The organism is Alteromonas sp. ABH4_456, from assembly GCF_056160645.1.
Window position 1 is genome coordinate 230,863 of record NZ_JBSWXO010000003.1, and the last position, 25,178, is coordinate 256,040.

A 25,178-nucleotide genomic window follows, 5' to 3' on the forward strand; every position below is an offset into this window, starting at 1 on the left:
GCAGCGCCACCGCGATAGCATTTCGCTTATTCGCAGAATGTCGGGTCGAGTTTCCAGGCTTTTCTCAGCATCGCTGGCCAGGCTTTCTGGCCGCCGGTTTCGCCTGAGTGTACAATTTTTGCCTGATCAAAAATGCCCTTTACAATGGGCTCTGGTATTTCAATCACTTCCTGACCGGATTGCATCAGTGACATTTGTATATCACAGGCGCGTTCCAGATCATAAAAGCGCATAAATGCGTCGCCTACCGTAGGGCCTAACGTCAAGCCGCCGTGATTTGGCAATAACATATGGTTGGTATCGCCCAAATCATCCTGTAACTGCTTTCTTTCATTATCATCAACCGCCAGACCTTCGTAGCTGTGATAGCTCAGCGAGGGCAGGGAAAACAGAGAATACTGGCTCCAGGGTTTCAAACCACCTTTAACTGACGCCACGGCAATAGTGGCTTTTGTGTGCAGGTGAATAACACATTTCGCATCTTCACGGACTTCGTGAATGGCGCTGTGAATGGTGAAACCGGCCGGATTAATCTGGTAGGGGGAGCCATCGAGAATATTGCCGTCGAGATCAACTTTCACCAGATTCGACGCGCGCACTTCATCAAATGCCAGACCAAAAGGGTTAACCAGATAATGCTGTGTACCCGGTACTTTAGCGGAAATGTGAGTATAGATAAGATCGCCCCAGCGCATGTTATCTACCAGCCTGTAGCAGGCGGCGAGATCGACGCGGGTTTGCCATTCTTCCGGCGACACCTTGTCTTTCAAACTGAAATGTTCAAGCTCAAACACGGGTATCACTCCTTTTATGTCCTGTTGATACAAAGTAGCAGACGGACTGACAGTCAACAATGCCAGTATCGTCTGACTTATTATTTATCATCCGGAGGAAAAAAGCAGAGACGTTGAGATTTACTCTCCGGACTGGTTCGCTGTGGTGGTGTTACCACCGGCTGGTTGCGTATTCTGATGCAGTATTGTGACGCTGTCACGCAGCGGGATCAAATGATCGCGGTTTTCCATGTCTTTGATATTGATTGAAAAAACATCACGTTTTACCCAGCTGAGTGATTCGCCGGTCCAGCCGGGCGAGGGGAAGTCGCCAGTGATGCTGTCCAGGCCGGCTTGCTGGGTGCATTCGTACACGGCCATATTCTGGCTGGTGGTCAGCACAAGTTTACCCACTTCCACGTTTACACCGGTTTGTTGCCAGACCTGTTCATGCAGAGCGCACTGTTCACTTTGCTCTTCATTGATGCTGGCCAGCGGCATGGTCAGAAGACCTCCGGCGTTTTCCAGCAGTAATGCGTATTTATCTGTTTTGATCACACAGGCGAGAGCGTCATGAGCGGGTTCGGTGGATTCAACTGAACGGCAAACCGGGGGCGCGGGAACCTCAGAGCAGCCAAAAAGCGGCAGAAGTAACAAAACGACTGATGAGCGAATCCTAAAAAGCATACAACCAGGTAAAATAAAATTTAAATAATTATAAACAAACAGACCGGCGGCCTGATTTCATCAAGAGTTGTCCGGCAGTATAACAACAATAACAACAGCCACGTACCAAGGCTTGTTTTAATTTCTCAGTGCATAGAATAGAAATGCATACACAGTGTCAGCATCGCCCTGGCTGTGCAGTTGAGAAACGTTGATAGGAATCAGAGATGTCGAAAAAGTCCTTTTTGTCCCCGTTACTGGTGGGCGTTGTCGCGTTAGGTGCGTTCTTAATTTATATCAATCTGCCTGCTGAAGAGTCTTCCGCAGGCGGAGGCCGTTTACCTTCTCCCGTTCGCGTGACTGTAGTAGCCGAGCAAACCTTTCCGGTGACCATTGAGGCGCTGGGTACGGCCAATGCCAACGAATCGGTCACGATCACGGCGCAGCAGACCGACCGCGTTACGGACGTAAAGTTTGATGACGGTGATACGGTAAAAACCGGGCAATTGCTGGTTCAGTTGAATAATGACGAAGAGCTGGCCCGCATTGTTGAACTTGAAGCGAACATTGTGGAAGCGAAAAGTCAGTATGAGCGGGTAGTGAACCTGGCGAAAACCCGCGCGGCATCGCAACAAATACTTGGCGAACAGCAAGCCAAACTGAAAGGACTTGAAGCGCAACTGGATGTTGCGAAGTCTCAACTGGATGAGCTGCAAATCCGTGCACCCTTTGCCGGTCTGCTCGGGATCCGCAACATCAGCAAAGGCTCACTGGTACAACCGGGTGATGCCATTACCACGCTGGACGATATCAGCATTATCAAGGTAGATTTCAGTGTGGCAGAAGGGCAGCTGGCCAGCCTGTCTCCCGGTCAGCGGGTTATCGCACAGTCCGTAGCGTATCCGGGAGAAGATTTTGAAGGCACCATTGCCACTATCGGTTCCCGTATCGATCCGGTCTCCCGCTCTGTTCTGGTAAGAGCACACATTAAAAACGAACCGGTGAAAATCCGTCCCGGTATGCTGCTTCAAATCACACTGGAAAAGCAGGTACTGGAAACACTGGTTATTCCTGAAAAAGCGCTGGTGCCCATTCAGGATAAGCAGTACGTATTTGTTGTGAATAACGATGTGGTCGAGCAACGCGAAGTCATTATCGGTGAGCGTAAACCCGGTATCGTGCAGGTTGTCGACGGCCTGGTCAGCGGTGAACGTATTATTACCGAAGGCACGTTACGTGTGCAGGAAGGCTCTGCCGTTCGTGTACTGAATGCTGAGGGAGTGTAACCATGTGGTTATCTGATGCTTCCGTAAAAAGGCCGGTGTTCGCATCGGTGATTAATTTGCTGGTGGTGATCTTCGGCATCGTGGCGATCACTATGCTGTCGCTGCGGGAATATCCGGATATCGACCCGCCAATCGTATCAATCAACACCAACTACGACGGGGCTTCTGCCAACATTGTTGAAACCCGTATCACTCAGTTGCTGGAGGACCGGATCAGCGGAATTGAAGGGATAAAAAATATCACCTCAACCAGCCGCAATGGACGTTCGTCTATTTCAATTGAGTTTAAGCTGACCCGTGATATCGATGCCGCTGCCAATGATGTGCGGGAACGGGTGAGCCGTGCGCTGAACAACCTGCCTGAACAGGCTGATCCTCCCGAGGTATCAAAAGAAAGTTCAGACGAAGATGTTGTGGTGTGGTTTAACCTGCGCAGTACTAACCTGGATACCATGGAGCTTACCGATTATGCCGAGCGCTTCCTGGTAGACCGCTTGTCTATTGCTGATGGTGTGGCCAGGGTTCAGCTGGGCGGCGGCCGGACCTATGCCATGAAGGTGTTTCTTGACCGTAACGCCATGGCGGCACGTGGTATCACCGTTACCGACGTGGAAGATGTGATTCAGTCAGAAAACGTAGAGTTGCCGGCTGGTGAGGTCGAGTCCAATGACCGGGATTTTGAGGTGCGGGTAGCGCGCTCATTCTTAACGCCGGATGATTTTGCCCAGTTGACTGTCGCGGTAGGTAATGACGGTTATCTGGTACGACTGGGTGAAATTGCCAATGTGGAGCTGGCACCGGAGGATGACGAAAGTGAATTCCGCGGTGACGGTGTAAACATGATTGGCCTGGGGATCATTAAGCAATCGAAAGCCAATACCCTCGATGTGGTGCGTTCTGCCAAAGAGCAGATTGCTAAAATTGAAGAAACGCTGCCGGATAACATCTTCATTGTACCCAGTTACGACTCTTCGGTATTTATCGAGGAATCAATCAACGAAGTATACAACACCCTGATTATCGCCATGATTCTGGTGGTGGTAGTGATTTACCTGTTCCTCGGGAATGTACGGGCAACACTTATTCCTGCTGTCACCGTGCCGGTGTCAATGATCGGCGCGTTCATTGTGATGTATATGCTGGGCTTTTCTATCAACTTGCTGACGCTGCTGGCAATGGTGCTTGGCATCGGGCTGGTGGTCGATGATGCCATCGTAGTGCTTGAGAATATTTACCGTCGTATCGAAATGGGAGAGCCGCCTTTACTGGCGTCTTACCGCGGGGCAAAAGAAGTAGGCTTTGCTGTTATCGCTACCACGCTGGTGCTGATTTCTGTATTTGTACCGCTAATCTTCCTGGAAGGAAATATCGGACGGCTGTTTACAGAATTTGCTTTGGCCATGGCTGCCGCTGTGGCTTTCTCCAGTTTTACGGCCTTGTCGCTGTCTCCCATGATGTGCTCGAAATTACTGAAAAAGCAGTCGCGGGATAAAGGCTTCGGCAGCTGGCTGGATAAGCGCTTCAAGGCTATCGAGAACCGTTACGAAAGCAGTCTGGGTACCACCATTCACCAGCCGTGGCTGATGGCCGTGCTGTTCATCATTACACTTGTTCTCATCTGGCAGCTGTTCGGGAAAATCCCCGGTGAGTTCACCCCGAAAGAAGACCGGGGGACTTTTTATATAATGGTAAAAGGTCAGGAAGGTGCATCTTTTGAAAATACAGCGGAAAGTATGAGAAAAGTGGAATCGATTCTGATGCCTTACCGTGAAGAAGGAACCTTCGATCGCCTGCTGGTACGTGCGCCGGGCCGGGGCACCATGGCCGGGCTGGCTGTGGTAGGCGTGATCCCATGGGATCAGCGCGAATTCACGTCTTTTGAGTTGATGGAAGAGGTGACTAAAAAGCTGGAAGTGATTCCGGATGTTACTGCGTTTGGCGTAATGCGAAGCGGCATCAGTGGCGGCACAGGGCGTCCGGTCCAGTTTGTGTTGCAGGGCGACACCTACGAAAACCTGGTGGCCTGGCGTGACATCGTCATGGATAAAGCCAGAGACAATCCGGGACTGGTACGCCTGGATTCCGATTACAAAGATACCTCTCCGCAGTTACTGGTGAATATCGACCGCGACCGCGCAGCCGATTTAGGGGTGTCGATTTCTGATATCGGCCGCACTCTGGAAGTGATGCTGGGACAACGCCGTGTATCTACTTACCTGGACAGAGGCGAAGAATACTACGTCATCATGGAAGGGATAGAATCGGATTACCGCAGCCCCAGCAGCATTGATAATCTGTATGTCCGTTCACAACGCACTGGTCAGCTTATTCCCATGGATAACCTGCTGAAAGTGGATGAGCAGGCGACTTCGGCACTGCTGAACCGTTACAACCGCATGCGTGCTATTACTATTGAAGCGAACCTGGCAGAAGGTTATACCCTCGGGGAAGCACTGGCGTATCTGGAAAACATCGTTGCGACAGAACTGCCTGATGCTGTGTCCATTGACTATAAAGGTGAGTCTCAGCTTTATCATGAAGCCGGTAACTCATTTATCTTCGTCTTCATTCTGGCACTGGCGGTGACCTACCTCATTCTTGCAGCCCAGTTTGAAAGCTGGGTGCATCCGCTGGTTATCATGCTTACCGTTCCTCTGGCACTGGTCGGGGCGTTTATCGGCTTGTATGTGGCAGGCATGACCATGAATATCTACAGCCAGATCGGGCTGGTGATGTTGATTGGTCTTGCGGCGAAGAACGGTATTCTTATTGTTGAGTTTGCTAATCAGTTACGTGATGCCGGTGTTGAATTTGAAGAGGCACTGAAACGTGCTGCGGCCCAGCGCTTGCGCCCGATTGTGATGACGGGCTTCACTACTGTATTCAGTTCGCTGCCGCTGGTACTGGCAACAGGCCCGGGATCTGAAAGCCGGATGGTGATTGGTATGGTGATATTTGCCGGCGTAATCGTATCGGCCTTTATGACCCTGTTCATCGTGCCCACAGCCTATGCTGCATTTGCCCGCAATACCGGGTCACCGGAAGCCCGGGAAAAAGCACTGACAGAGCAGGATGCGGCAATACCATACCGCAAAGGCGAGTTGGAATAACCGGTGAGTAAACGACAAATGGCCTGCCTGACGCAGGCCATTTTTTTAACCGCAGGAGACTATTTCAGCAACCAGACATTTTCCTGTGCCGGCACTTTGCCTTTCAGGTTGATTTCTTTACCCTGCAGCAAGGTTAAGCTGTAGTGGTCGATGTAATGTTGTTCTACTTCGTTGCTGATCACTGAGAACGGCGGGCCATCAAGCTTTTGCTGGTCATAGTCAAAGGTCACCAGTAACTGGGGAGCCGTCCTGGTAATTTCACGAAGATGTGCAGCATAGCGGACACGCATTTCAAATGGTAAGGCTACCAGTGCGGCACGGTCGTAGATGGCGTCTACTTTGCCTAGCATGTCAGCGGTAAGATCAAAAATGTCGCCGCCGAAAAGGGTGAAATTGGGAACGTCGTAGCGGGTTACGCCATTCAGCTTTTCTGAATCAGGAATAATGTTTAACTGATCGAATAACTGAATGATCGCCAGATGGCTTAATTCTGCTGCTACCACCTCATAACCCTTCGACAAGAGCCAGGGAATATCCAGTGTTTTGCCGCATAAAGGCACAAAGATACGACTGCCCGGAGCCAGCGATAGCTGGTCAATATTGGCAGTCAGGTTCGGGTTCGCTTCAGGCTCATGAAATCCGGTTTCATTGTTTTGCCACTTTAACATCCAGAATTGCGGATCCATACATTCCCCTAAAGAAGATAAAAAAGCAGATTATCCTAACCAGTCCGGCAGGTAAATCACAGTCAGTACTAAAATACCTGACCAGGCGGCCAGGATGGCGGCAGCGCGATAACTGATACCCCGCACCGAAGGCAGCTTATGTGCCGCATCGTTAGGTAAAAAGCGGGATAAAACAAAGGCTGAAGACAAGGTGATAACAAAACCAATCAGGTTCCACCAGAACCAGAATAACGGGTTACCGCTCAGCCATAAAAACACGTTTACCGCTACACCGGCCAGCAATCCCGCATTAGCGGCAGCAGGGGACACTTTGCGGCTGTGAATACCCGCCAGGAATGTGGCCAGCACCGGACCGTAAAAAACTGAACCGATTTTATTAATAGCCTCAATCACCGTGGGAGCAATGTTGCCGGCATACAACGACAGCACCAGAGTAATCAGTCCCCACACTATACCGGCAAGGCGAGCCCGTTTCAGATAGGTCTCATCATCGGGTTTGGCACCGGTGATACGGCAAATGTCTTCGGTGGTCACCGCAGCCAGACTGTTAATGGCAGAACTGAGCGACGACATGGCCGCAGCCAGAATGGCGACTACCAGAATGCCGACAATGCCTGCAGGAAGATAGTTAATAATAAAGACGGGCATCATCCAGTCGGGTTCGCCTTCCGGGATTTGCGCCTGCAATTCCGGCGTTGCTATCACAAGGGCCCCGATCACCAGGCCCGCAGCACAATACAGTAAAGTGACAGGAAAACGCAGAAAAGCTACGGTCAGCATCATTTTCTTTAAGTCTTTTATGCTGTGGCTGGACAGCGCCCGCTGGGCTTCAGACTGATCGCACCCGTAATACGAGGCATACAGCACAAGACCGCCAAACAGCATGGGCAGTAAACCGAAATCGCTGCCATTTAATCCGGCTGTGCTGGTATTGGCGGCCTGCAGACGTTCCGGCGGAATGATTTCAAATACTTTGTCCCAGCCACCGGCAGCGTCCAGACCTGCCCACAGACATAAAGCTGCGCCGGCAACGATGAGGATCATCTGAATAGCATCACCGTAAACCACCGCTTTCATACCGCCCATTGCTGAGTAAATCAGTGTGATCACCCCGATAACCAAAATAGCGTGGAACTGGTTCAGTCCCATGGTGCCCTGTAATATCAGGCTGATAGCGTAAATCATAATGGCAGTGGCGAAAGATCGGCTTATCTGAAAGACGAAGCTGATCAGCAAGCGGGTAGAGCGGGAGAAACGCTGCTCAAGATAGTCATAGACACTTACCACACCGGCGTTATGTAAGGTGGGCAGCAAACGCCAGAGCATAATAATTACTGCCAGCGGCAAAGCCAGTTCGTAGCTCAGCCAGATGAGACCGCCACCTTCACGGAGTCCCACAAATGCCGGTGCGGAAATGAAGCTGATAGCGGAAAGCTGGGTTGCCATGACAGAGAGTGTCAGTGCGGGCCAGGCCAGTGAGCGCCCGCCGAGAAAGTATTCCTGTCCGGAATGCTGATGCCTGAACCTGAGTCCTAAAAACAATAATCCCAGTAAATAAATACCTACAATGGAATAGTCCAGCCACGTCATTCCTTTCTCCTGAATTTGCTTCCGCTGCCTGCGCGTAATGAGGTAACACGTTGAATATAAAGGGGGCAGAGTGTTGATGATAATTCAACCATATCACACTGTCAGAAAGAGTTAAGTGCAGAATATATACAGATAAGAGAAAGGAAACGTTCAGACGGTCGGGAATGAAGTAGAGGCGTTATCAACGCGCCGCCTACGATCGCGGGTACTTCTAAAATGGTTAATTGGTAAGGTGGCTTTTTGATTGTTATCCTCCTGTTAACATTAATGCGCCTTTACTGGCTATTTATTTCAGATTTGAATTAATTTGGTAATACCGCTTTGGGGCAATATTTTGTGTGGTTAGTATGGTCTTACCGGTTTAATTAATGGCTATTTGTATTTATGGGTAAGTCACTTTCAATTTTTTTTGTAATTGCGTTTACAACACAGCTGGCTTTAGCCAGCGATCTGATCCAAAACGTCTCATCACGTAATCAGATATCTCTTAACGGGCAATGGAATGTTATTGTCGATCCATATGATGTGGGTGATAAAAGAAAATTTCAGGCATATCAGGAACCGGTGAGTAAAACTAAACTCTCCGAATTTGATTTCGATGCTGCTATGAAATTACAGGTTCCCGGCGACTGGAATACACAGGCTGAGGAATTGTTTTTTTATGAAGGAAGTGTCTGGTATCAAAAGTTTCTGTCCCTCGATATCGACAAAAGTAAACGTTACATTCTTCATTTTGATGCTGTTAATTACCTCTCACATGTATATGTAAATGGTAAAAAAGCCGGAGTGCACGAAGGCGGATTTACACCGTTTGAATTCGACGTAACCGGGTTTCTGCAGCAAGGAAAAAATTCTGTGGTGGTAAAAGTGAATAATCGCAGGGAGCCAGACTACATACCTACAATGAGCACTGACTGGTGGAATTATGGAGGTATAACCCGCCCGGTACGTTTACTCGAATTAGAAAAGACGTATGTAAAAGATTATGCGCTCACGTGGAAGGGTGGAGAAATAGATGTAAGCGTTGAAGTTGACGGGCCAGACAAAGCTGATGCCAGTGTGAAACTTAGTATTCCTGAGCTGAATATAAATAAAACTTTTCGAGCTGGAAATGACGGAAAAATAAAAGCAGCTTTTTCTGCTGAGCCGTCACTCTGGACGCCGGAGTCTCCGTATTTATATAAGGTGAAGATTTCGCTCAATGGTACTGATATTGAAGACAAAGTCGGATTCAGAACTATTTCTGTAGACGGCAACGATATCCTGCTCAATGGCAAACCTGTATTTTTACGGGGAATTGCAATTCATGAGGAGAAGCCAGGCGGAGACGGACGTGCGTGGAGTGAGGAAGAAGCCCGTGTTTTATTAGGCTGGGCTAAGGAGCTGGGGACTAACTATGTCCGGCTGGCTCACTATCCCCACAATGAAAACATGCTGCGGGTAGCGGATGAGTTGGGGCTGCTTGTCTGGGCGGAAATTCCTGTCTATTGGGATATTCAGTTTGAAAATGATGTTGTGTTAAATAAAGCGATCCGGCAATTCAGCGAAATGCTGGATCGGGATAAGAATCGCGCTTCCGTCATTCTCTGGTCTATTGCCAATGAGACCCCCAATACGCCAGTGCGAACACGGTTTCTGACAAAGTTAGCCGACAGTGTACGTACTACGGACCCGACCCGTCTGATCACCGCAGCAATAAATACGCAAAGCGTCACCGGTGAAGGAAGAAAAATCGATGAAGATTTTGCGAATGTTGTCGATGTGATTGGTATTAACACTTATTGCGGCTGGTACGAAGATGATACTCCCGAAGAGTGTGCAGAATTCACCTGGGAATCTAAGTTTGATAAACCCATAATCGTCAGTGAATTCGGAGCCGGTGCTTTACAGGGAAATCATGGTAGTGACAGTGAATTTTTTACCGAGGAATATCAATCCAGAGTATTCCGGAATAATCTGATAATGCTGGAAAATATGGATAACTTGCGGGGCGTTTCTCCCTGGTTACTCAAAGACTTCAGATCGCCCAGAAGGCCGCTTTCCGGCGTACAGGATTACTGGAACAGAAAAGGTCTGATGAGCGAGCAAGGAATCAAAAAGGACGTCTGGTATTTAATGAAAGAGTGGTATGCAGAAAAAGCAAACTAACGATTTGTAAGGGGCATCACTGTTGCCCCTTTTTCTTTTCAAAGTGACGACGTGACTTATTTTTTATCAGGATATTATTCATTGTTGATTGGTAATCTGGTATGTCCGGTTTAGTTGCATCTTTCTTCGAAATAACCTGCCTATTCCTATCCACCTGATGCAAGATAAGTACGAGTAAAAGTCGTAGCCAGAAAATTCCTATGTCGCTCCCTTTTTTGCTAAAACTATTTTTCTCTTTCAAAATCGGATGTTTATATGGTTTTTGAACGGAATTTAACTACTCCGGAAAGTTTATCTTTCTGACAGTTCGCCAACTAAAAGTTTTATATTTTAAATCTTTTGTTAAAAGATTTTTTGGCCTTACCAATAATCTTTACATTTAATGTGATTTTTAAGATCTTCAGTTTACGTTAAATCTGCCTTACCAGTTTCAGGTGTAAATCTGCCCGTGCCGATGACATCTCAATTGGATAAGAGCAAAAGTATGAAACCTGAGGAACTAAAATGAAAAAATGTTTTATACATTTATCTGTCATAGCAGCAATCAATGCCGGTATAAGCCATCCTCTGTATGCACAGGATGAAGACAATGCTGCACTTGACAGTGAGGACAATGTTGAAGTTATTGCTGTCAGAGGGATCCGGAAAAGTCTTGCTAAATCTATATCAATAAAACGCGAGAGTGCCGGCATGGTGGATGCAGTGGTGGCTGAAGATATCGGTAAATTTCCTGATGCAAACATAGCCGAATCATTGCAACGAATTCCCGGCGTTTATCTGGAAAGAGGAAATGGCAGTAACGAAGGAAACCGTATCACGATCCGGGGACTGGATTCGTCTTACGCGGTGACCACCATAAACGGTGCTCCGGTGCATACGACATCGGGAATGAATATTGGTACTGCGACCCGTGACTTTAATTATGATGTATTTCCTTCTGAGCTTTTCGGGCAGGTAAATGTCTATAAGAGCGCCCGCGCAGAATTAACTGAAGGAGGCATCGGCGGCACCGTGGATCTTCAGACTCCGAGACCTTTTGATGGTGGCGGGGAAGAGTTTGTCCGCTACACCTTGAATGGCAGCTATAACGATGCTTCGGAGTCGACTAACCCCAAAGGTTCATTCATGTACGGGAATACATGGGGAAACTGGGGAGTGCTTGCCGGTCTGGCTTATGCCGGTTCTGAAATCGTCCGCTCGGGATATGAGACAACCGGGCAATATAATTCGCACGCATTCGGGATGAATGGCCAGGGGCCTTTCCGGTTCATCATGGACTATGAGGATCCAAGGGCAAATACGGGTTCGTTTACCAGGGAAGAAGTGGACAATGCTTTCTTGCCGCGATTCCATCGCGCCTATGCATCTGCAAACGACCGCGAGCGCCTAAGCTCGGTTGTTTCTCTCCAGTATAAAACCGACGACCTTGATGTTAGCCTGGACGGCCTGATTGCTAACTTACAGGACGAGAGGGATGAATATACATTTGGTATCGCAATTCGTAATTCAGGTACCAATGGTATGCAAGGTATCGTACCTATAGATGTTTATGTTGACGATAATAACAATCTGTTCGGTGAGTTTGGAAATACCTCTTACTTCAACACTAACTATCTCTATGATACTGAAACCGACTTTCACAGCATTAACCTGAGAGCCAAATATTACCTGAATGATGACTTTACACTCAGAGGGCAACTGACCAGTTCAAAAAGTGAAGCGGTATTCTCAGGCTCCAATATCTATACTCAGGTAGATGGGGTGACCTCGGTAATAGACGCAAGTAAAAGTACGGTATATCCGACGCTGACTTATGATCGCGATTTTACAAATCCGCAGAGTTGGAATCTGGGTGCCGATTTATCTTTTGCGCAGAACAGGGAAGTTGATGAGGATCAGATGTTGCTTGTGGAGGTTAAATATAACTACGACGTCTCTGAGTGGTATGGAAACGTCAAGCTAGGCATAGCTCAGAATGTTTCCACAAAAACCAGCAGCAGGAAAAATGCTATAGCGCGGGGGAAATCACAGACTTTACCCGGCGGACAATCTTTTGAGGAGATGCCGGCGTCTGAAATTCTCGCATTAATGGACACATCTATGCCCATTTCGCCTTATGCGAAGGGAGCCGGGGATGATTTTCCCAAAAACTGGTCGACGTATTCACGGGACACCATTTTAAACTATTTTATGCCTTACTCTGCCTTTGACGCATCTGAAATAGACTATAACGCGAGTTTTGAAGCAGAAGAGAAAGTGCGTTCGGTCTACATTCAAACGGACATCGAAGGTTATGTACTGGACCGTTTACTACGCATCAACGGTGGTGTCCGGTACTCGCGGACAAACGTGACAGCTGACAACTACACGCTTACGGATGGTGCCTACGTACCCAATGTGAACGAGGGGGAGTACAGCACAACGCTGTCATCTTTCAATCTTTCTTATGAATTGACTGAGGAGCTGCTCTTTCGGGCGTCGATGGGAAAAACGATTACCCGGTCCGGACTGAATTTAATAGCCGGTAATGTCATTATTGCAGACCCGTTTAAGCTGGAAGCTTCAGCCGGGAACCCGAACCTTGAGCCGGAAAAATCGAGTTCAAAAGACATTGCCCTGGAGTGGTATTTCAATGAGGGAGGGTTACTTTCTGTGGGGGCATTCTGGAAAGATATCAGCGACCAGCCTGTAGCCGTCAGTTCGTTTGTCCGTTTTTCATCACTGGAACTACCCGACACTTCGTTAGGTGCTATCTATTATGATGAATCTGGCAATGTACCGGATGAACTTGAAATTAACCTGAGCAGTTATGTTAACGGAGCGTCGCAGGAGTTAAGTGGTCTGGAGGTCTCTTATCAGCAGAACTTCACTTTCCTGCCGGAACCTTTTAATCATTTGGGGATGACTGCGAGCTATACCAATGTGGATACAAAATCTGCCAACTGGGTGGCTAATAATGGCGATGTTTATAACATTCCGACAGTACCTGAATATGGTTACACCGTGTCTGCTTTTTATGAAAACGGTCCGGTTGCCGCACGGGTTTCCTATGCCTACAAAAGTGAAAAATACACGGATCCACTCAACCGCGGCAATGATCTCAACCGGGTTCAGGCAGGGATTGGGTTTCTTGACGCCAGTATCGGATATCAATTAACTGATAATTTTGAGATTCGCCTTGAAGGTGCTAATTTGCTGGATACGCTTGAGTATCAATACTATCCGAATCCGGCAGGATTATATGGCGACGGAAAATCCCGCAAGAACGCAGCGTATTACAGTGGCAGGAATTTGCTTATCGGTATTCGAGGCTCATATTGATAAAGGATAACTTCATTTGAACGGAGTCTGAGCATTTTCTCAGTCTGCAAAAGAAGAATGCCAGTGAGTATGACCTCACTGGCATTAATATAAACAAGAATGACCTGCTATTTATCTCTTAAGCCGTCAGCTTAGCCGCTGCCGCTTTTAATTCAGTCGCGACAGTATCGTCTTTTATTTCACCAGCTTCCATGTCGAAAACATCGTAGAAGTTAGCCACAGAAACCGATGCTTTTACGTTTCCGCCGAAGAAACCTGCAGAACCGGTTGCCGCTGCCAGTACAGACTTTGCGCCGCCGGGACCAGGTGAAGATGAAAGGTAAACGGCTGGTTTGTCGCCATATACCGCGCGGTTGATACGGGTTGCCCAGTCGAACAGGTTTTTAAACGCCGCCGGGTAGTGACCATTGTGCTCAGCAAATGAGATAACCAGGGCGTCAGCGCCGGCGATGTCATCTAAAAACTTCTGAGCGCCTTCAGCCTGACCAATCTCTTTTTCTTTATCTTCACTGAACATAGGAACATCATAATCGTTGATGTCCAGAACGGTAACATCAGCACCTTCTACCTGCTTTGCCGTGTAGGTTGCTAACGCCTTATTAATTGAGTTTTTGCTCGTACTTGCACCAAATGCAACAACTTTCATGAATTGAATCCTTTTTGAGTTTTTCGTTATCAATACAGTACGTTTTTTATCGTAAATGGATAAGTGCTAAATACAAAATGGTTCGTTCGATTTTATGAAATGAACGTGTTTAGCTGAAATAGCTTGTTGCATATTGTGCCAACGGAATTTAAATTCAGTCCGGATATTGTATGATGCTGAGTGCGCTGCCAGCAGAGTCTGAATATTACCAGCGTCGTCAACTACATGTAGGATAGTGAATGTCTTCAGTGCCAGCAGGTCCTCTAATACCTGCGCAAAAACGTGCCACCCGGATTGCTTTTTTCAGCGCAGGATTCATTACTGCAGCCTGGGCGGCCATCATTCCATTTATTAAGATAAACCTCGCCATTGGTGACGGTACCATGGGGCTGATGTTGTTATGTCTCGGCGCCGGAGCGCTGGTTGGCATGCCTCTCGCCGGTAAATTCTCATCTCAGCTTGGCTGCAAACCTGTGCTGGTGGCTTCTATGGCATGCTTCTCACTGCTTTATCCGGCATTGATCTGGCTGGACTCTGTTACCCTGCTGGCTGTTTTTCTGGTGCTCTTCGGCTTGTGCGTTGGAACCACCGATTGTGCGATGAATATTCAGGGCGTTGCAGTAGAAAAAGAAGCGGATAAGCCGCTGATGTCGGGGTTTCATGGCTTTTACAGTCTGGGAGGCATGAGTGGCGCAATTTTAATGACAGCGATTTTATCTTCCGGTGTACCGGTGGAGTTGGCCAGTGCAGCCGGTGCGGTAATGTCAGTGGCCTTTTTGCTGACTGGCATAAACGGATTTAGAACCGGCAAGTCACAGGAGCCGGCGGCATTTTTTGCCCTGCCAAAAGGTGTGGTAGTACTGATTGGTATCGTGTGTTCCATTGTGTTTCTGGCCGAAGGTACTGTGCTAGACTGGAGCGGCATTTATCTGACTGAATACCGTGACGTTAATCCTGAGAACGCCGGGTTGGGTGTCGCCTGTTTTTCTGTTGCCATGACGTTAGGACGTCTGGCCGGGGATAAGATCACCAGCATACTGGGACCAAAAATGATGGTACTGGGAGGCGGCGGCATTGCAATTACAGGTTTTGCATTATCACTTCTGGTGCCGCTTCCTGTGGCAGCGCTTACCGGATATGTCCTGATTGGTCTCGGGTGTTCCAATATTGTGCCCATCATGTTTTCGGCCACGGGTAAGCAAAAAATTATGAGCGAAGCGTCTGCGGTAACAGCCGTATCAACACTGGGCTATGTGGGTGTTCTGGCCGGGCCTGCACTGGTCGGCTTCGGGGCACAGGTTTACAGCCTGCCTGCGGCATTGGGTGTGATTGCTGTGTTACTTTGTGTCGCTACTGCCTTGGCCGGAAGAGTCAGGGTATAGGTGTTACTGCTGCCTGAGGCTGTTTGTATCGATCACCCGGTCACAAAGCTTTTCCAGTTGTTGCCTGTCGTGGCTGATAAAGAGCAGTGTACACTGCCGCTCACGGCAGCTTGATACCAGTAACCGTGAGACCACTTCACTGGTTATGGGGTCCAACCGGGAAGCGGGTTCATCGGCGACCAGGAAAGCCGGTTTCAATAGCAGCGCCCGCAAAAGGGCGACCCGCTGTAATTCGCCTCCGCTGATCATGCCTGCGTGCCGTTGCAGTAACTGGCGGGAAAGCCCGAGTTCATTGATCAGCGGGTCTAGTTCACTGTCGTCCAGCTGATGAAGGCGGATGACATCGTCCAGAAGCTGAATAACAGGCACGTTTTTAGCGAAAGCATTGGGCGGGTCCTGATAGATTTTTAGCATTTTGTGACGGGCCAGTGGCTCTGCAATGTGTCGCTTACCGTCTGCCGGAAGTAATCCCAGAAGTACATTCCCCAAGGTGGATTTTCCGCTACCACTGTCACCGGTCAAGCCGACAACTTCTCCTTTCCCTAATGCCAGACTGATATTGTCAAATATAACGTCGGTGCCACGTCTTATTGCGCAGTCCTGCAACGTGATCAGTGGAGCAAAACTCCTTTTCTTAGTGCTCTGTGGAGTCCAGTTTTCAGGTAAGGCGTTAAGCAGGGCTTGCCCGTATGGGGAGCGCGGAGTATTCAGCACGCGGCCCGCTGCACCGGTTTCCAAAACCTTACCTTTCTGCATTATGATGACTTTACCGCCAAGCAGCTTTGCAAGGCTCATATCATGGGTGATTGTGAGCAGGGTACCCGTTTTAGCGAACTGACGAAGCTCTTCCCCGAGAACTGCTTTGTGATGACTATCCAGTCCTTTCGTCGGCTCATCGGCAATCATGATTCCGGCAGACGTTGCCGCAACACAGGTATAAGCGGCCCGCTGCGCCATACCGCCTGATAGTTGCGACGGTATTTTATCTGCAGCCTGAGTCAGTCCGGTGCGCCCGAGTGCACCATCAACCGATGTCTGAGCATTGTCGCCGCTGAGATTTCTGATAAATCTGAATACTTCGCCAACCTGCTGCCGGAGTTTCATCAGGGGGCTCAAGGCTTTCACCGGTTCCTGTGGCAACATGACAATGGTTCGTCCCCACAGTGAAGACGGTGACTGCGTCGCATGCGCCTGCAACATGTCATGTCCGGCGGTGAGCACTTTACCGGTGGCCTGAAGATTCCTGGGTAAGTCTCCCATGATGGTGTGAGCCAGCAAACTTTTTCCTGAGCCGGTTTCTCCGATAACCGTTACCGGCTCGCCGAGGCTGACGGTGAAACTCAGGTTGTCTACCAGTGTGCCTTCTGAAGAAACGATGGTCAGATTTTCTATTTGAAGCACAGAATTCATGACTGTTTACCCGCCAGAAGCTGGAAAGCAAAGACCATTAAAAACAGTGCTGCAATGGGCTCGAGTAACAGCCAGGGCGCTTTATAGTAATACGGAAATAGTTCCACAATCATCAGGCCGAGTTCCGGCGTGGGAGGCTTGAGGCCGACGTACACAAATCCTGTTGATGACATAGCAATGACCGTTGTCGCTGCACCGAAGGCGGAAAGAGAATACACATCGGGTGCAATGGCAGGCCAGATATGACGTTTGAACAGATACCACTTTCCGAAGCCGTGCAATGCTGAAGACTCCAGTTCTTCTCCCTGTACAACCGGCAGGGTAATGGCTCTGACGAGCCTGAAAAACTCTACCCACAGCACCAGCGATATGGCGATGTAGATCATCAAAAATGAACCTGGCACAATTGCAGCAAAAACGAGGATCAGAACCAGCCCGGGCAGTGCCAGAATCGTGTTGGCCAGAAAATTCAGACCTGTATCCAGCCAGCGCCGGTACCAGGCAGCGGCCAGACCGCAGGCTACACCGCTTACTGCTGCGCTGAATACGCAGATTATCGCCAGCGCAAATGAAATCCGCATTCCCCCGGACAGACGGGCAAGCATGTCGCGGCCAAAATGATCAGTACCAAGCAGGTGCTCTGCGCCCGGCGCGGCGAAAGCATGACGCAAATCCTGAGTATCAGGATCGGTGCCGGCAAGCGGTGCACAAAAGGCAAATACAGCGAGGCATAACATGATTATCATGCCAGCCCGTTGCTGCATGGTCAGCCTGTGAAAAATAGACATCAATTTTCCAGCCTCGTTCTTGGGTCAAGGTAGTGCTGGCTGATATCCACAAGGGTGTTAATCGCCACAAACAACATACCCATGACCAGCGCTGTACCTTGTAACATGGGTATGTCTCTGGCAAAAACAGCGTGCGACAAACCATGGCCTATACCCGGCCATGCAAACAGACTTTCCACCATGATAACCCCTTCAATCAGGCCGATGAGCTGAATACCCATAAAAGCCAGGCCGGGTACTATGACGTTTGGTATTACATGGCGGGTGAAGGCTTGTGCATAGCTCAGTCCCTTGGTGCGGGCAAAATGAAAGTAAGCACTGTTAACGGCCTGGCGGGTACTGTTGCGGACTACCCGGTTAGATACTGCTGCCAGACTGAGTGCTAAAGTAAGTACCGGAAGTACAGCGTACTCAGCGCTGCCTAATCCGGCCACAGGGAACCAGTTCAGCTCCATGGCAAAAATAAAAATGAGTAACAGCCCCAGACAAAATACCGGCTGGGAGCGGATAAATGTTGATGTGATGAGTGAAGCCTTGTCTGGCACTGTTTCGGCTTTTGCACCACACAACAGCCCCACAGGAAAGGCAATGAGCGCTGCTGCAAGAATAGCCCAAAACGCCAGCACCAGAGTAAAGCTCATCTGGTTTTGCAACTCATGGACAACCGGCGCGCCGGTCACCAGGCTTGTACCCAGGTCTCCGGTAATCAAATCTCCCAGCCACACCAGATATTGCTGAAAAGCAGGCCGGTCAAGTCCTAGTTCGGCGTTCACCGCATTGGCTGCAGCGGTGCTGACTGCATCATCGCCATAGCGTCCGGTTGCAATTTTATAGGCCATATCCCCCGGCAGCAGGCGGGTAAGGATGAACGTCAGTGTGCCCACGCTCCACGCCATCAAAAAGCACTGACCAAGTCTGGAGAGTAGTATTTTCAGCATTTATTTACTCTGAAAGCGCATCTGGTCGATTCTGAACGAACGCTCATAGGGGTCGAAACTGAAATTTCTGACCTGAGAAGATGTGGCTGATTGCTGAACATAAAATGCCACCGGAATAAGCGGCATATCTTCGTTCAGCGTGCTGATAAGTTCTTTTTGCAACACATAGTAGTTGTCATCCGGCTTACCGGACGCCAACTGACTAACGATGGAAAATACCCGGTCATTGCTCCAGTTCATAGGGCCCCATTCTCCGCCTTCAACCGAGGTGAAATCTGCCAGTAAGATGCCCAGAGGGTCCGGAATGTTGGCAAAGTTGCGCGCCAGCAAAGCCGTTTCCAGTGTGCCGTCGCTGTGACCTGAAGGTATGGCGCTGGCATTCTCCATATGCACTGCAAGCTCAACACCAGCTTCCCGCCACTGAGCCTGAATCGCCGTGGCAATAGTGATAAGTTCCGGCCGGTTTGCGTAGGTAATCATTGATAAGGACAGCGGCTTACCGTCACGGTAGCGGATACCGTCATCACGAAGTTTCCAGCCTGCTTCATCAAGCAACGTTTTTGCTTTTTCAATATTTGTAGCAAGTGGTGGTAAAGAAGCATCGTGCCAGGTGCCCATAGATGGCCCGAACAGCTGATTAGCTTCAGCACCTTTAACATGAAGAATACCTTCTGCGATGGCCTGACGGTCAATGGCCAGACTCAGCGCCTGCCTTACCCGCACATCGCTGAGTTTTTCGTTCCCACTGTTAAGCTTGACCAGAGTTGTTCTGGGGATATAACGGGTGTGCACATTTACATCCGGATCCTGCTTCAGCATCTCTGTTGCCGGCGGATCGAGATTAAAAACAATATCTGCTTGGCCCGTTCTTACCATGAGTGCACGGGTTTCTGACCGGTGTCCGGTTACATAATCAACGGATTCAATGGTAGCAGGGCCATTGCGGTACTTTTCAAAACGCTTAGCTTTAATGTTATGGGGCGGTATGAATTCAGTAATTTCATAAGGACCCGTACCAATCAGTGCCTTCATCCGGTTAAATTTACCAAATGATGCGGGCGATAAGATTGCTGTCGTGTAGTTGGAAAGCAGGGACGGAAATGGCCGGTAAGGCGCTTTGAGTGTAAAACTGACCGTCAGCGGGTCAACGATTTCAATGTTGGTGACGATATCGACCGGAAAGGGAGCCGGTTTTCCGAGCGCTACGGCAAGGCTCTTTCGCACTGACTCTGCGTCCATCAATGTGCCGTCGTGGAATGTTACGCCGGGTCTGAGATTAAATGTCCAGCGGGTCAAATCTGCATTGCTTTTCCAGGAAGTTGCCAGGCCCGGTATCAGATTTCCATCATTATCCACGTCTACCAGTGTTTCTATAATTTGCATCCGGGTAAACATATAACCTGCGGAAGCCGGGTCCAGGTTGACCGGCTCAAAGGGGCCGCTGATATGTAAAGTCGTGTCTTTCGGCGCAGGCGAGCAGGATTGCATGAAGAATGTGAGCAAGCAAAGAAAAAAAACGCGGGAGATCACGACATACCTTATCAAATTGATATTTAGCGGATGGAATGGTTACCCGCTAAGTATACTTATCTCGCGTAAAAAAGTGGCTTTTTTTTACGTTAGTTGACATCCAAAAGGCGTTTAGCGGAACGCTCTGATTATTAGTTTAGTAGAGTAAACTGCAATGATATGTGATAATGTATCAAATTAAATTGGTCTAATAATTATCATTATCTTTTAGAATGGAACTTGCACAGTGAAACTCTCAGTAACCCGGGTGACCAGGCTCACCTCTCTCGCCATACTTATCGGTACCAGTTTTCAATCTTTTTCACAAAATATTGAAGCAGAAGACGACAGTATAGAAATCGTTGAAGTGACCTCCCTGCGCCAGGCTTATCGCGGCAATGTGCCACTAAAGTCCTTACCGCAAGCGGTGACAGTCTTGTCAGATGAAACCCTGGATTCCTTTGGGGTTACCGATTTGCAAACAGCCTTGTCCCTTTCAGGAAGTGTTGCCAGCCAGAATAACTTTGGTGGCCTCTGGGACAGCTTTGCAGTGCGGGGATTTGCAGGTGATGAGAATTCACCTTCGGGTTATCTGGTCAACGGCTTTAACGTTGGCCGTGGATTCAGTGGCCGTCGTGATGCCTCAAATATTGAAGCGATAGAAATTCTCAAAGGTCCGGGATCAGCGCTGTATGGTCGTGGTGAACCCGGCGGCACCATCAATATTATTACCAAAAAGCCTGAGTTTGATCAGGAAGGCTACATTGAAGCAACGGCAGGTAGTTACGATTTATATCGTCTGGAAGGTGATTACACCAACGCAGTCACGTCGGATCTGGCATTCCGGGTTAATGGTGCTTATGAAGACGCGGGTAGTTTCCGTGACACTGTTGAAAGCAATAAGCTCATTTTCACCCCTTCAGTGGTTTACCGGCTCAATGACACTACAAACCTGGTTTACGAACTGGAGATAATCGACCAGCAGGCCCCATTCGACAGAGGCATTGTGGTTGTGGGTGACAACTTTACCGGCGTACCCCGTGAAACCTTCTATGGCGAACCGGCCGACGGCGACATGAATATTGAAGCTGTAGGACATCAATTGTCACTACAAACATCTTTGAACGAAAACTGGGACGTAAATGCCGGTCTAAGTTACCGTGATTCTTCATTCGAAGGTTACTCAACAGAGGTTGAGTTGTCTTCCGGTCGCCAGCTGCTGAGCGAAGATAATCCTGTTGTCTCACGTCAGCGTCGTTACAGAGACTACGATACTAAGGACCTTTCTGCGCGGGCAGAACTGAGTGGCCGGGTACAAACCGGTGAAATGACTCATCACATTTTGCTCGGGGTGGATGCATATGATTACACCTTTGAACAGGAAATGCAGCGCTGGAGAACGGCGTGGGGAGCCGGCGATACTACTTATTCAGTGAGTAAAATAAATCCGGAATATGGCCAGGTTCAGCCGGAGGTTGCGCCACTCACGGACCGTGAAGAAAATCAAAGTGCGCAAGGTATCTACATTCAGGATCAGGTCGATTTGTCGGAGCAGTTTAAGCTGTTAGTTGGTTTCCGCTTCGATGACTTTTCCCAGGATATTGAGAATTTCATGAACGGATCGGTGACCAGTCAGGATCGCACGGCAACCAGCCCGCGGGTGGGTTTTGTGTTTGAGGCGAATAGTAATTTCACCTTTTACACCAGTTATTCTGAAGGGTTCCGTCCGAATAGCGGAGCCGACGTAGATGGTAATTCTTTTGAACCTGAAGAAAGTGAGTCTTACGAGCTGGGGGTTAAATTCTCTACTGAAGGTGACGGGATCACCGGTACACTGGCGTTATTTAATGCCGAAAAGTCGAATATACTGGCTTCTGACCCGGTGAATTCCGGGTTCACAGCCGCGCTGGGTGAAGCGGAAAGTAAAGGGCTTGAACTGGATGTAAAAGCGTATATTTCTGAGCAAACCTCTCTGAGCTTGTCTTATGCTTATACGGACGCAGCGACTTCTAATACAGTAACGAATTCCGACTGGGGTGTTGAGATCCCGGCAGGGACCAGGTTGCTGAACATTCCTGAGAACCGGTTTGTGCTTACCGCGCAACGGGAGTTTACCGTTTCCGGTAAAGACGCAGCGGTGCTGGGGTCATTCCAATACGTTGGTGAGCGTCCCGGAGAGCTGATTAACCAGTCATATGTATTGCCGTCCTATACTCTGGTGAGTATTGCCGGGCATGTAGACATTAACGAATCCTTGCAGGTGAAGGTGTTTGTCGACAACTTGTTGGATGAAGTGTATTTCGATAATTCATATTCTGCTTTATGGACTCAGCCAGGCACACCGCGAACGGTTAATGTAAGTGCCCGCTATCAATTCTGACCATTACTATTCGTTTTAAAAGGGGCTGATGCCCCTTTTTCTGTTATTCAACTACTTCAGAGTATTTTCATGCACTTAACTACATTGCGTACTGGCATTGCGACAGTGTTATTCTTTTTTTCTTATTTCATTAGCGCTGGCGTTCTGGCTAAAGACGGTTTTGAACTTGCCGGAATAACAACTCAGGCCGGTGAAAAAAAGTCCTTCATGGCGACAAGGGAAGATATCGCTCTGCCGGTCACAGTCATTAACGGTAAGAAAGAGGGGCCTGTATTACTTCTGGCCGCCGGCACGCATGGTGATGAATTTCCGTCTATGTTTGCGTTGCAAAAATTACGTGAAGAGGTCAGGCCCGGTGAGCTTTCCGGTACGTTGGTTCTGCTTCATCTTTCGAACATTGATGGCTTTCATGCCAATCGCATAGCCTTAAACCCTAAGGACAATAAAAACCTCAATCGTGAATTTCCGGGTAGCGCCGGTGGCACGCCGACTGAGCAAATCGCAGACTTCTTAACCAAAGAATTTGTTGTAAAAGCGGACTACTTCATTGATATGCATTCAGGCAGCGCTAATCAACAATTACTGGATCATGTCTATTCGCCATTTGTGGGTAACAAAGTACTTGATGATCTAACTTTTGAATTTGCTAAAGCCACCGGTATGCAACACATCGTGATGTATGGCGACAGACCCCGCGACCCTGACAATTCTATTTCATTTCCCAATACGGCAATGACAAGAGGCGTGCCCGGACTTACCACTGAAATCGGACACTTGGGTCAGTACACGGAAGAATCGGTCGGGTATGCTGTTCAGGTATCACGGAATGCGCTGTATTTCTTAGAGATGTTACCGGGGGAGCCGGGTCCGCATGCAGAGCCTGTAATTTATGAAACACTGACTTCGGCGAAAAGTCATCATACCGGCTTCTTTCTGCCTGGCGTAAAAATTGGTGCAAAGGTTGAAAAAGGCACGTCGTTGGGCAAGGTCACGGACTACTTCGGAAATGTGGTAGAAACCATTTCCTCGCCAGTATCGGGTACCGTGATGATGATTAATGAGATGCCGGCTATCAAAGAGGGGCAATCAGCCGTGACGATTGGTATTCTGCAATAAGAGACAAACCCTTTCCTGACAAAAATGACAGTAACAGAAACAGTAGCAGGTATGATATCTCTATCATTTCAGACAAAGGTATTTTGTCACTATTACTCTTTTTGTTAATTAAAATATCCCCCACACTGCGCTTCATTTTTCTGCGACTGAACCTGCTTAATCTGAATTCAGTCGTAAATCGTAAAGATTGAGTATTTTCATCCCAATACTCATTTCATAGCACATGAAGGAGCAATTTATGGAATCCCATTCATCCATGCCTCAGTTAGGCGCGGGTACTTTCCGGTTAAAAGACGACGTGGCATACAACAGTGTGAAAGATGCACTGGAGGTCGGTTATCGTCATATCGACACCGCGCAAATTTATGAAAATGAAGAAGCGGTAGGCCGTGCGTTGAAAGACAGTGGTATTAACAGAGACGAATTATTTGTCACTACCAAAGTGTGGAATAACAAGCTGAACAGCAAGGACTTTCTGCCCAGTGTGAAGAAAAGTCTGGAGAAATTACAGCTTAGTTATGTTGATCTGCTGCTGATCCACTGGCCTTCCCCTGAGAACGGCGAGTCCATGGAGGAGTATCTGGGTGAACTGGCGAAAGCGAAAGCGCAGGGCCTGACCAGACATATCGGGGTATCTAACTTTACGATTGCCCACCTGGAAGAAGCGCAGCAGATTTTAGGAAAAGGGGAAATTTTTACCAATCAGGTAGAGGTACACCCGCATTTAACTAACGACAAGCTGCGTGCATACTGTACGGTAAATGATATTCATATCACAGGATATATGCCGTTTGCTGTGGGCAAAGTGTTGAAAGACGAAACGGTGATACAAATTGCTGAGAAGTATGAAGTGTCACCCGCCGAAGTAGTGATTGCATGGGAACTGGGGCACGGTCTGGCGACCATCCCGTCATCGACTAAGCGGGAAAATCTGGCGACAAACCTTAAAGGGGCATCGCTGACTCTTGCTATCGAAGACATGGATGCCATCGACAAATTAAACCGCAATGAACGTGAAGCGACGCCGGACTTTTCACCTGAGTGGGATTAATCCCTGACAAAAAAGGAACTGATGATGACTGTATGTGTAATTGCCACCGCAAGGACATCGCTGAGTGATGCAGCGAAAGTGACCGCGTTGTTTGAAACGTTGCAGGAACACTCACGAAAGGAAGAAGGCTGTATTCAGTATGATCTTGGGTTACGTGAAGTTGACGAAGAAGTGGAAGTGCTGGTGATGGAGCAGTGGACGTCTCAGGCGGCACTTGATGACCATATGACATTGCCTCATTTCACTGCGTTTCAGGAAGTGTCGGAAGGCCTTATTAAAGACGTCACTATGCACGTATATACGCTGCATTCATAAAACTTTGAAGGCCTGGCTTGCTAGACAGGCCTTTATATCCGGAGTTTCGTCAGTAGTGACGCT

18 protein-coding genes are annotated in these 25,178 nt (G+C 48.5%); 9 read left to right on the forward strand and 9 right to left on the reverse strand.

Annotated features, from left to right (window positions below):
• Positions 1–26 precede the first annotated feature (26 nt).
• Both ACXAG2_RS06350 and ACXAG2_RS06355 read right to left on the reverse strand, forming a co-directional pair.
• Entirely contained in the window at positions 27–794 is a 768-nt protein-coding gene (locus tag ACXAG2_RS06350) for a class II aldolase/adducin family protein (protein ID WP_474865253.1), read from the reverse strand.
• A gap of 120 nt (positions 795–914) precedes the next feature.
• A complete protein-coding gene (locus ACXAG2_RS06355; protein ID WP_474865255.1) occupies positions 915–1,331 on the reverse strand; it encodes a hypothetical protein in 417 nt (138 codons plus the stop codon).
• 335 nt (positions 1,332–1,666) lie between these two features.
• Here ACXAG2_RS06355 and ACXAG2_RS06360 point away from each other — a divergent pair, with 335 nt between their 5' ends.
• Together ACXAG2_RS06360 and ACXAG2_RS06365 are read left to right on the forward strand one after the other, a co-directional pair.
• Positions 1,667–2,725 (forward strand): efflux RND transporter periplasmic adaptor subunit, encoded by a 1,059-nt coding sequence (locus tag ACXAG2_RS06360; RefSeq protein WP_474845051.1) that lies wholly within the window; start codon positions 1,667–1,669, stop codon positions 2,723–2,725.
• Positions 2,726–2,727: 2 nt separating this feature from the next.
• On the forward strand, positions 2,728–5,835 hold the full coding sequence (locus tag ACXAG2_RS06365; RefSeq protein ID WP_474865257.1) for an efflux RND transporter permease subunit: 3,108 nt from the start codon (positions 2,728–2,730) through the stop codon (positions 5,833–5,835).
• Between the two features lie 59 nt (positions 5,836–5,894).
• Here the strand turns inward: ACXAG2_RS06365 and tmpT are convergent, their stop codons facing one another.
• Complete coding sequence (gene tmpT, locus ACXAG2_RS06370) at positions 5,895–6,521, reverse strand: thiopurine S-methyltransferase (protein WP_474845047.1); 627 nt, start codon at positions 6,519–6,521, stop codon at positions 5,895–5,897.
• Positions 6,522–6,551: 30 nt separating this feature from the next.
• Entirely contained in the window at positions 6,552–8,111 is a 1,560-nt protein-coding gene (locus ACXAG2_RS06375) for a sodium:solute symporter family transporter (protein WP_474865259.1), read from the reverse strand.
• Between the two features lie 384 nt (positions 8,112–8,495).
• On the opposite strand from ACXAG2_RS06375, the gene ACXAG2_RS06380 reads away from it, so the two are divergent.
• Positions 8,496–10,259 (forward strand): glycoside hydrolase family 2 protein, encoded by a 1,764-nt coding sequence (locus tag ACXAG2_RS06380; protein WP_474865261.1) that lies wholly within the window; start codon positions 8,496–8,498, stop codon positions 10,257–10,259.
• 504 nt (positions 10,260–10,763) lie between these two features.
• Positions 10,764–13,580, forward strand: a complete 2,817-nt coding sequence (locus ACXAG2_RS06385) for a TonB-dependent receptor (protein WP_474865263.1) — start codon at positions 10,764–10,766, stop codon at positions 13,578–13,580.
• 118 nt (positions 13,581–13,698) lie between these two features.
• Here the strand turns inward: ACXAG2_RS06385 and ACXAG2_RS06390 are convergent, their stop codons facing one another.
• On the reverse strand, positions 13,699–14,226 hold the full coding sequence (locus tag ACXAG2_RS06390) for an NADPH-dependent FMN reductase (protein ID WP_474865265.1): 528 nt from the start codon (positions 14,224–14,226) through the stop codon (positions 13,699–13,701).
• A 239-nt stretch (positions 14,227–14,465) separates the two neighbouring features.
• On the opposite strand from ACXAG2_RS06390, the gene ACXAG2_RS06395 reads away from it, so the two are divergent.
• On the forward strand, positions 14,466–15,608 hold the full coding sequence (locus ACXAG2_RS06395) for an MFS transporter (protein ID WP_474865267.1): 1,143 nt from the start codon (positions 14,466–14,468) through the stop codon (positions 15,606–15,608).
• Between the two features lie 3 nt (positions 15,609–15,611).
• Here the strand turns inward: ACXAG2_RS06395 and ACXAG2_RS06400 are convergent, their stop codons facing one another.
• Genes ACXAG2_RS06400 through ACXAG2_RS06415 form a run of 4 tightly spaced genes read right to left on the reverse strand, consistent with a single transcriptional unit; the run spans position 15,612 to position 20,274 of the window.
• A complete protein-coding gene (locus ACXAG2_RS06400) occupies positions 15,612–17,018 on the reverse strand; it encodes an ABC transporter ATP-binding protein (RefSeq protein WP_474865269.1) in 1,407 nt (468 codons plus the stop codon).
• On the reverse strand, positions 17,015–17,806 hold the full coding sequence (locus ACXAG2_RS06405; protein WP_474865271.1) for an ABC transporter permease: 792 nt from the start codon (positions 17,804–17,806) through the stop codon (positions 17,015–17,017). Before ACXAG2_RS06405 ends, ACXAG2_RS06400 begins: the two co-directional genes overlap by 4 nt.
• Positions 17,806–18,744, reverse strand: coding sequence for an ABC transporter permease (locus tag ACXAG2_RS06410; RefSeq protein ID WP_474865273.1), 939 nt, complete (start codon positions 18,742–18,744; stop codon positions 17,806–17,808). The genes ACXAG2_RS06405 and ACXAG2_RS06410 overlap by 1 nt, the downstream gene beginning before the upstream one ends.
• Positions 18,745–20,274: an ABC transporter substrate-binding protein gene (locus tag ACXAG2_RS06415; protein WP_474865275.1), complete on the reverse strand. Its 1,530-nt coding sequence runs from the start codon at positions 20,272–20,274 to the stop codon at positions 18,745–18,747.
• A 226-nt stretch (positions 20,275–20,500) separates the two neighbouring features.
• Between ACXAG2_RS06415 and ACXAG2_RS06420 the strand changes: the two genes are divergently transcribed.
• From ACXAG2_RS06420 to ACXAG2_RS06435, 4 genes are all read left to right on the forward strand, one after another.
• The gene (locus ACXAG2_RS06420; RefSeq protein ID WP_474865277.1) at positions 20,501–22,633 is read left to right on the forward strand and encodes a TonB-dependent siderophore receptor; all 2,133 of its coding nucleotides are present in this window, start codon (positions 20,501–20,503) and stop codon (positions 22,631–22,633) included.
• A gap of 69 nt (positions 22,634–22,702) precedes the next feature.
• Entirely contained in the window at positions 22,703–23,749 is a 1,047-nt protein-coding gene (locus tag ACXAG2_RS06425; protein WP_474865279.1) for a succinylglutamate desuccinylase/aspartoacylase family protein, read from the forward strand.
• Between the two features lie 238 nt (positions 23,750–23,987).
• Entirely contained in the window at positions 23,988–24,800 is an 813-nt protein-coding gene (dkgB, locus tag ACXAG2_RS06430) for a 2,5-didehydrogluconate reductase DkgB (protein WP_474865281.1), read from the forward strand.
• 21 nt (positions 24,801–24,821) lie between these two features.
• Positions 24,822–25,115 carry a putative quinol monooxygenase gene (locus ACXAG2_RS06435; RefSeq protein ID WP_303573757.1) on the forward strand — a complete coding sequence of 98 codons (294 nt, stop codon included), beginning with the start codon at positions 24,822–24,824 and terminating at the stop codon, positions 25,113–25,115.
• Positions 25,116–25,178 lie beyond the last annotated feature (63 nt).

Excerpts from the sequence above, each read along its gene's own strand:
- ACXAG2_RS06360 (WP_474845051.1), top strand. The coding sequence starts at position 1,667 with ATGTCGAAAAAGTCCTTTTTGTCCCCGTTACTGGTGGGCGTTGTCGCG.
- ACXAG2_RS06365 (WP_474865257.1), top strand. The coding sequence starts at position 2,728 with ATGTGGTTATCTGATGCTTCCGTAAAAAGGCCGGTGTTCGCATCGGTG.
- tmpT (WP_474845047.1), bottom strand. The coding sequence starts at position 6,521 with ATGGATCCGCAATTCTGGATGTTAAAGTGGCAAAACAATGAAACCGGA.
- ACXAG2_RS06375 (WP_474865259.1), bottom strand. The coding sequence starts at position 8,111 with ATGACGTGGCTGGACTATTCCATTGTAGGTATTTATTTACTGGGATTA.
- ACXAG2_RS06380 (WP_474865261.1), top strand. The coding sequence starts at position 8,496 with ATGGGTAAGTCACTTTCAATTTTTTTTGTAATTGCGTTTACAACACAG.
- ACXAG2_RS06385 (WP_474865263.1), top strand. The coding sequence starts at position 10,764 with ATGAAAAAATGTTTTATACATTTATCTGTCATAGCAGCAATCAATGCC.
- ACXAG2_RS06390 (WP_474865265.1), bottom strand. The coding sequence starts at position 14,226 with ATGAAAGTTGTTGCATTTGGTGCAAGTACGAGCAAAAACTCAATTAAT.
- ACXAG2_RS06395 (WP_474865267.1), top strand. The coding sequence starts at position 14,466 with ATGTCTTCAGTGCCAGCAGGTCCTCTAATACCTGCGCAAAAACGTGCC.
- ACXAG2_RS06400 (WP_474865269.1), bottom strand. The coding sequence starts at position 17,018 with ATGAATTCTGTGCTTCAAATAGAAAATCTGACCATCGTTTCTTCAGAA.
- ACXAG2_RS06405 (WP_474865271.1), bottom strand. The coding sequence starts at position 17,806 with ATGTCTATTTTTCACAGGCTGACCATGCAGCAACGGGCTGGCATGATA.
- ACXAG2_RS06410 (WP_474865273.1), bottom strand. The coding sequence starts at position 18,744 with ATGCTGAAAATACTACTCTCCAGACTTGGTCAGTGCTTTTTGATGGCG.
- ACXAG2_RS06425 (WP_474865279.1), top strand. The coding sequence starts at position 22,703 with ATGCACTTAACTACATTGCGTACTGGCATTGCGACAGTGTTATTCTTT.
- dkgB (WP_474865281.1), top strand. The coding sequence starts at position 23,988 with ATGGAATCCCATTCATCCATGCCTCAGTTAGGCGCGGGTACTTTCCGG.
- ACXAG2_RS06435 (WP_303573757.1), top strand. The coding sequence starts at position 24,822 with ATGATGACTGTATGTGTAATTGCCACCGCAAGGACATCGCTGAGTGAT.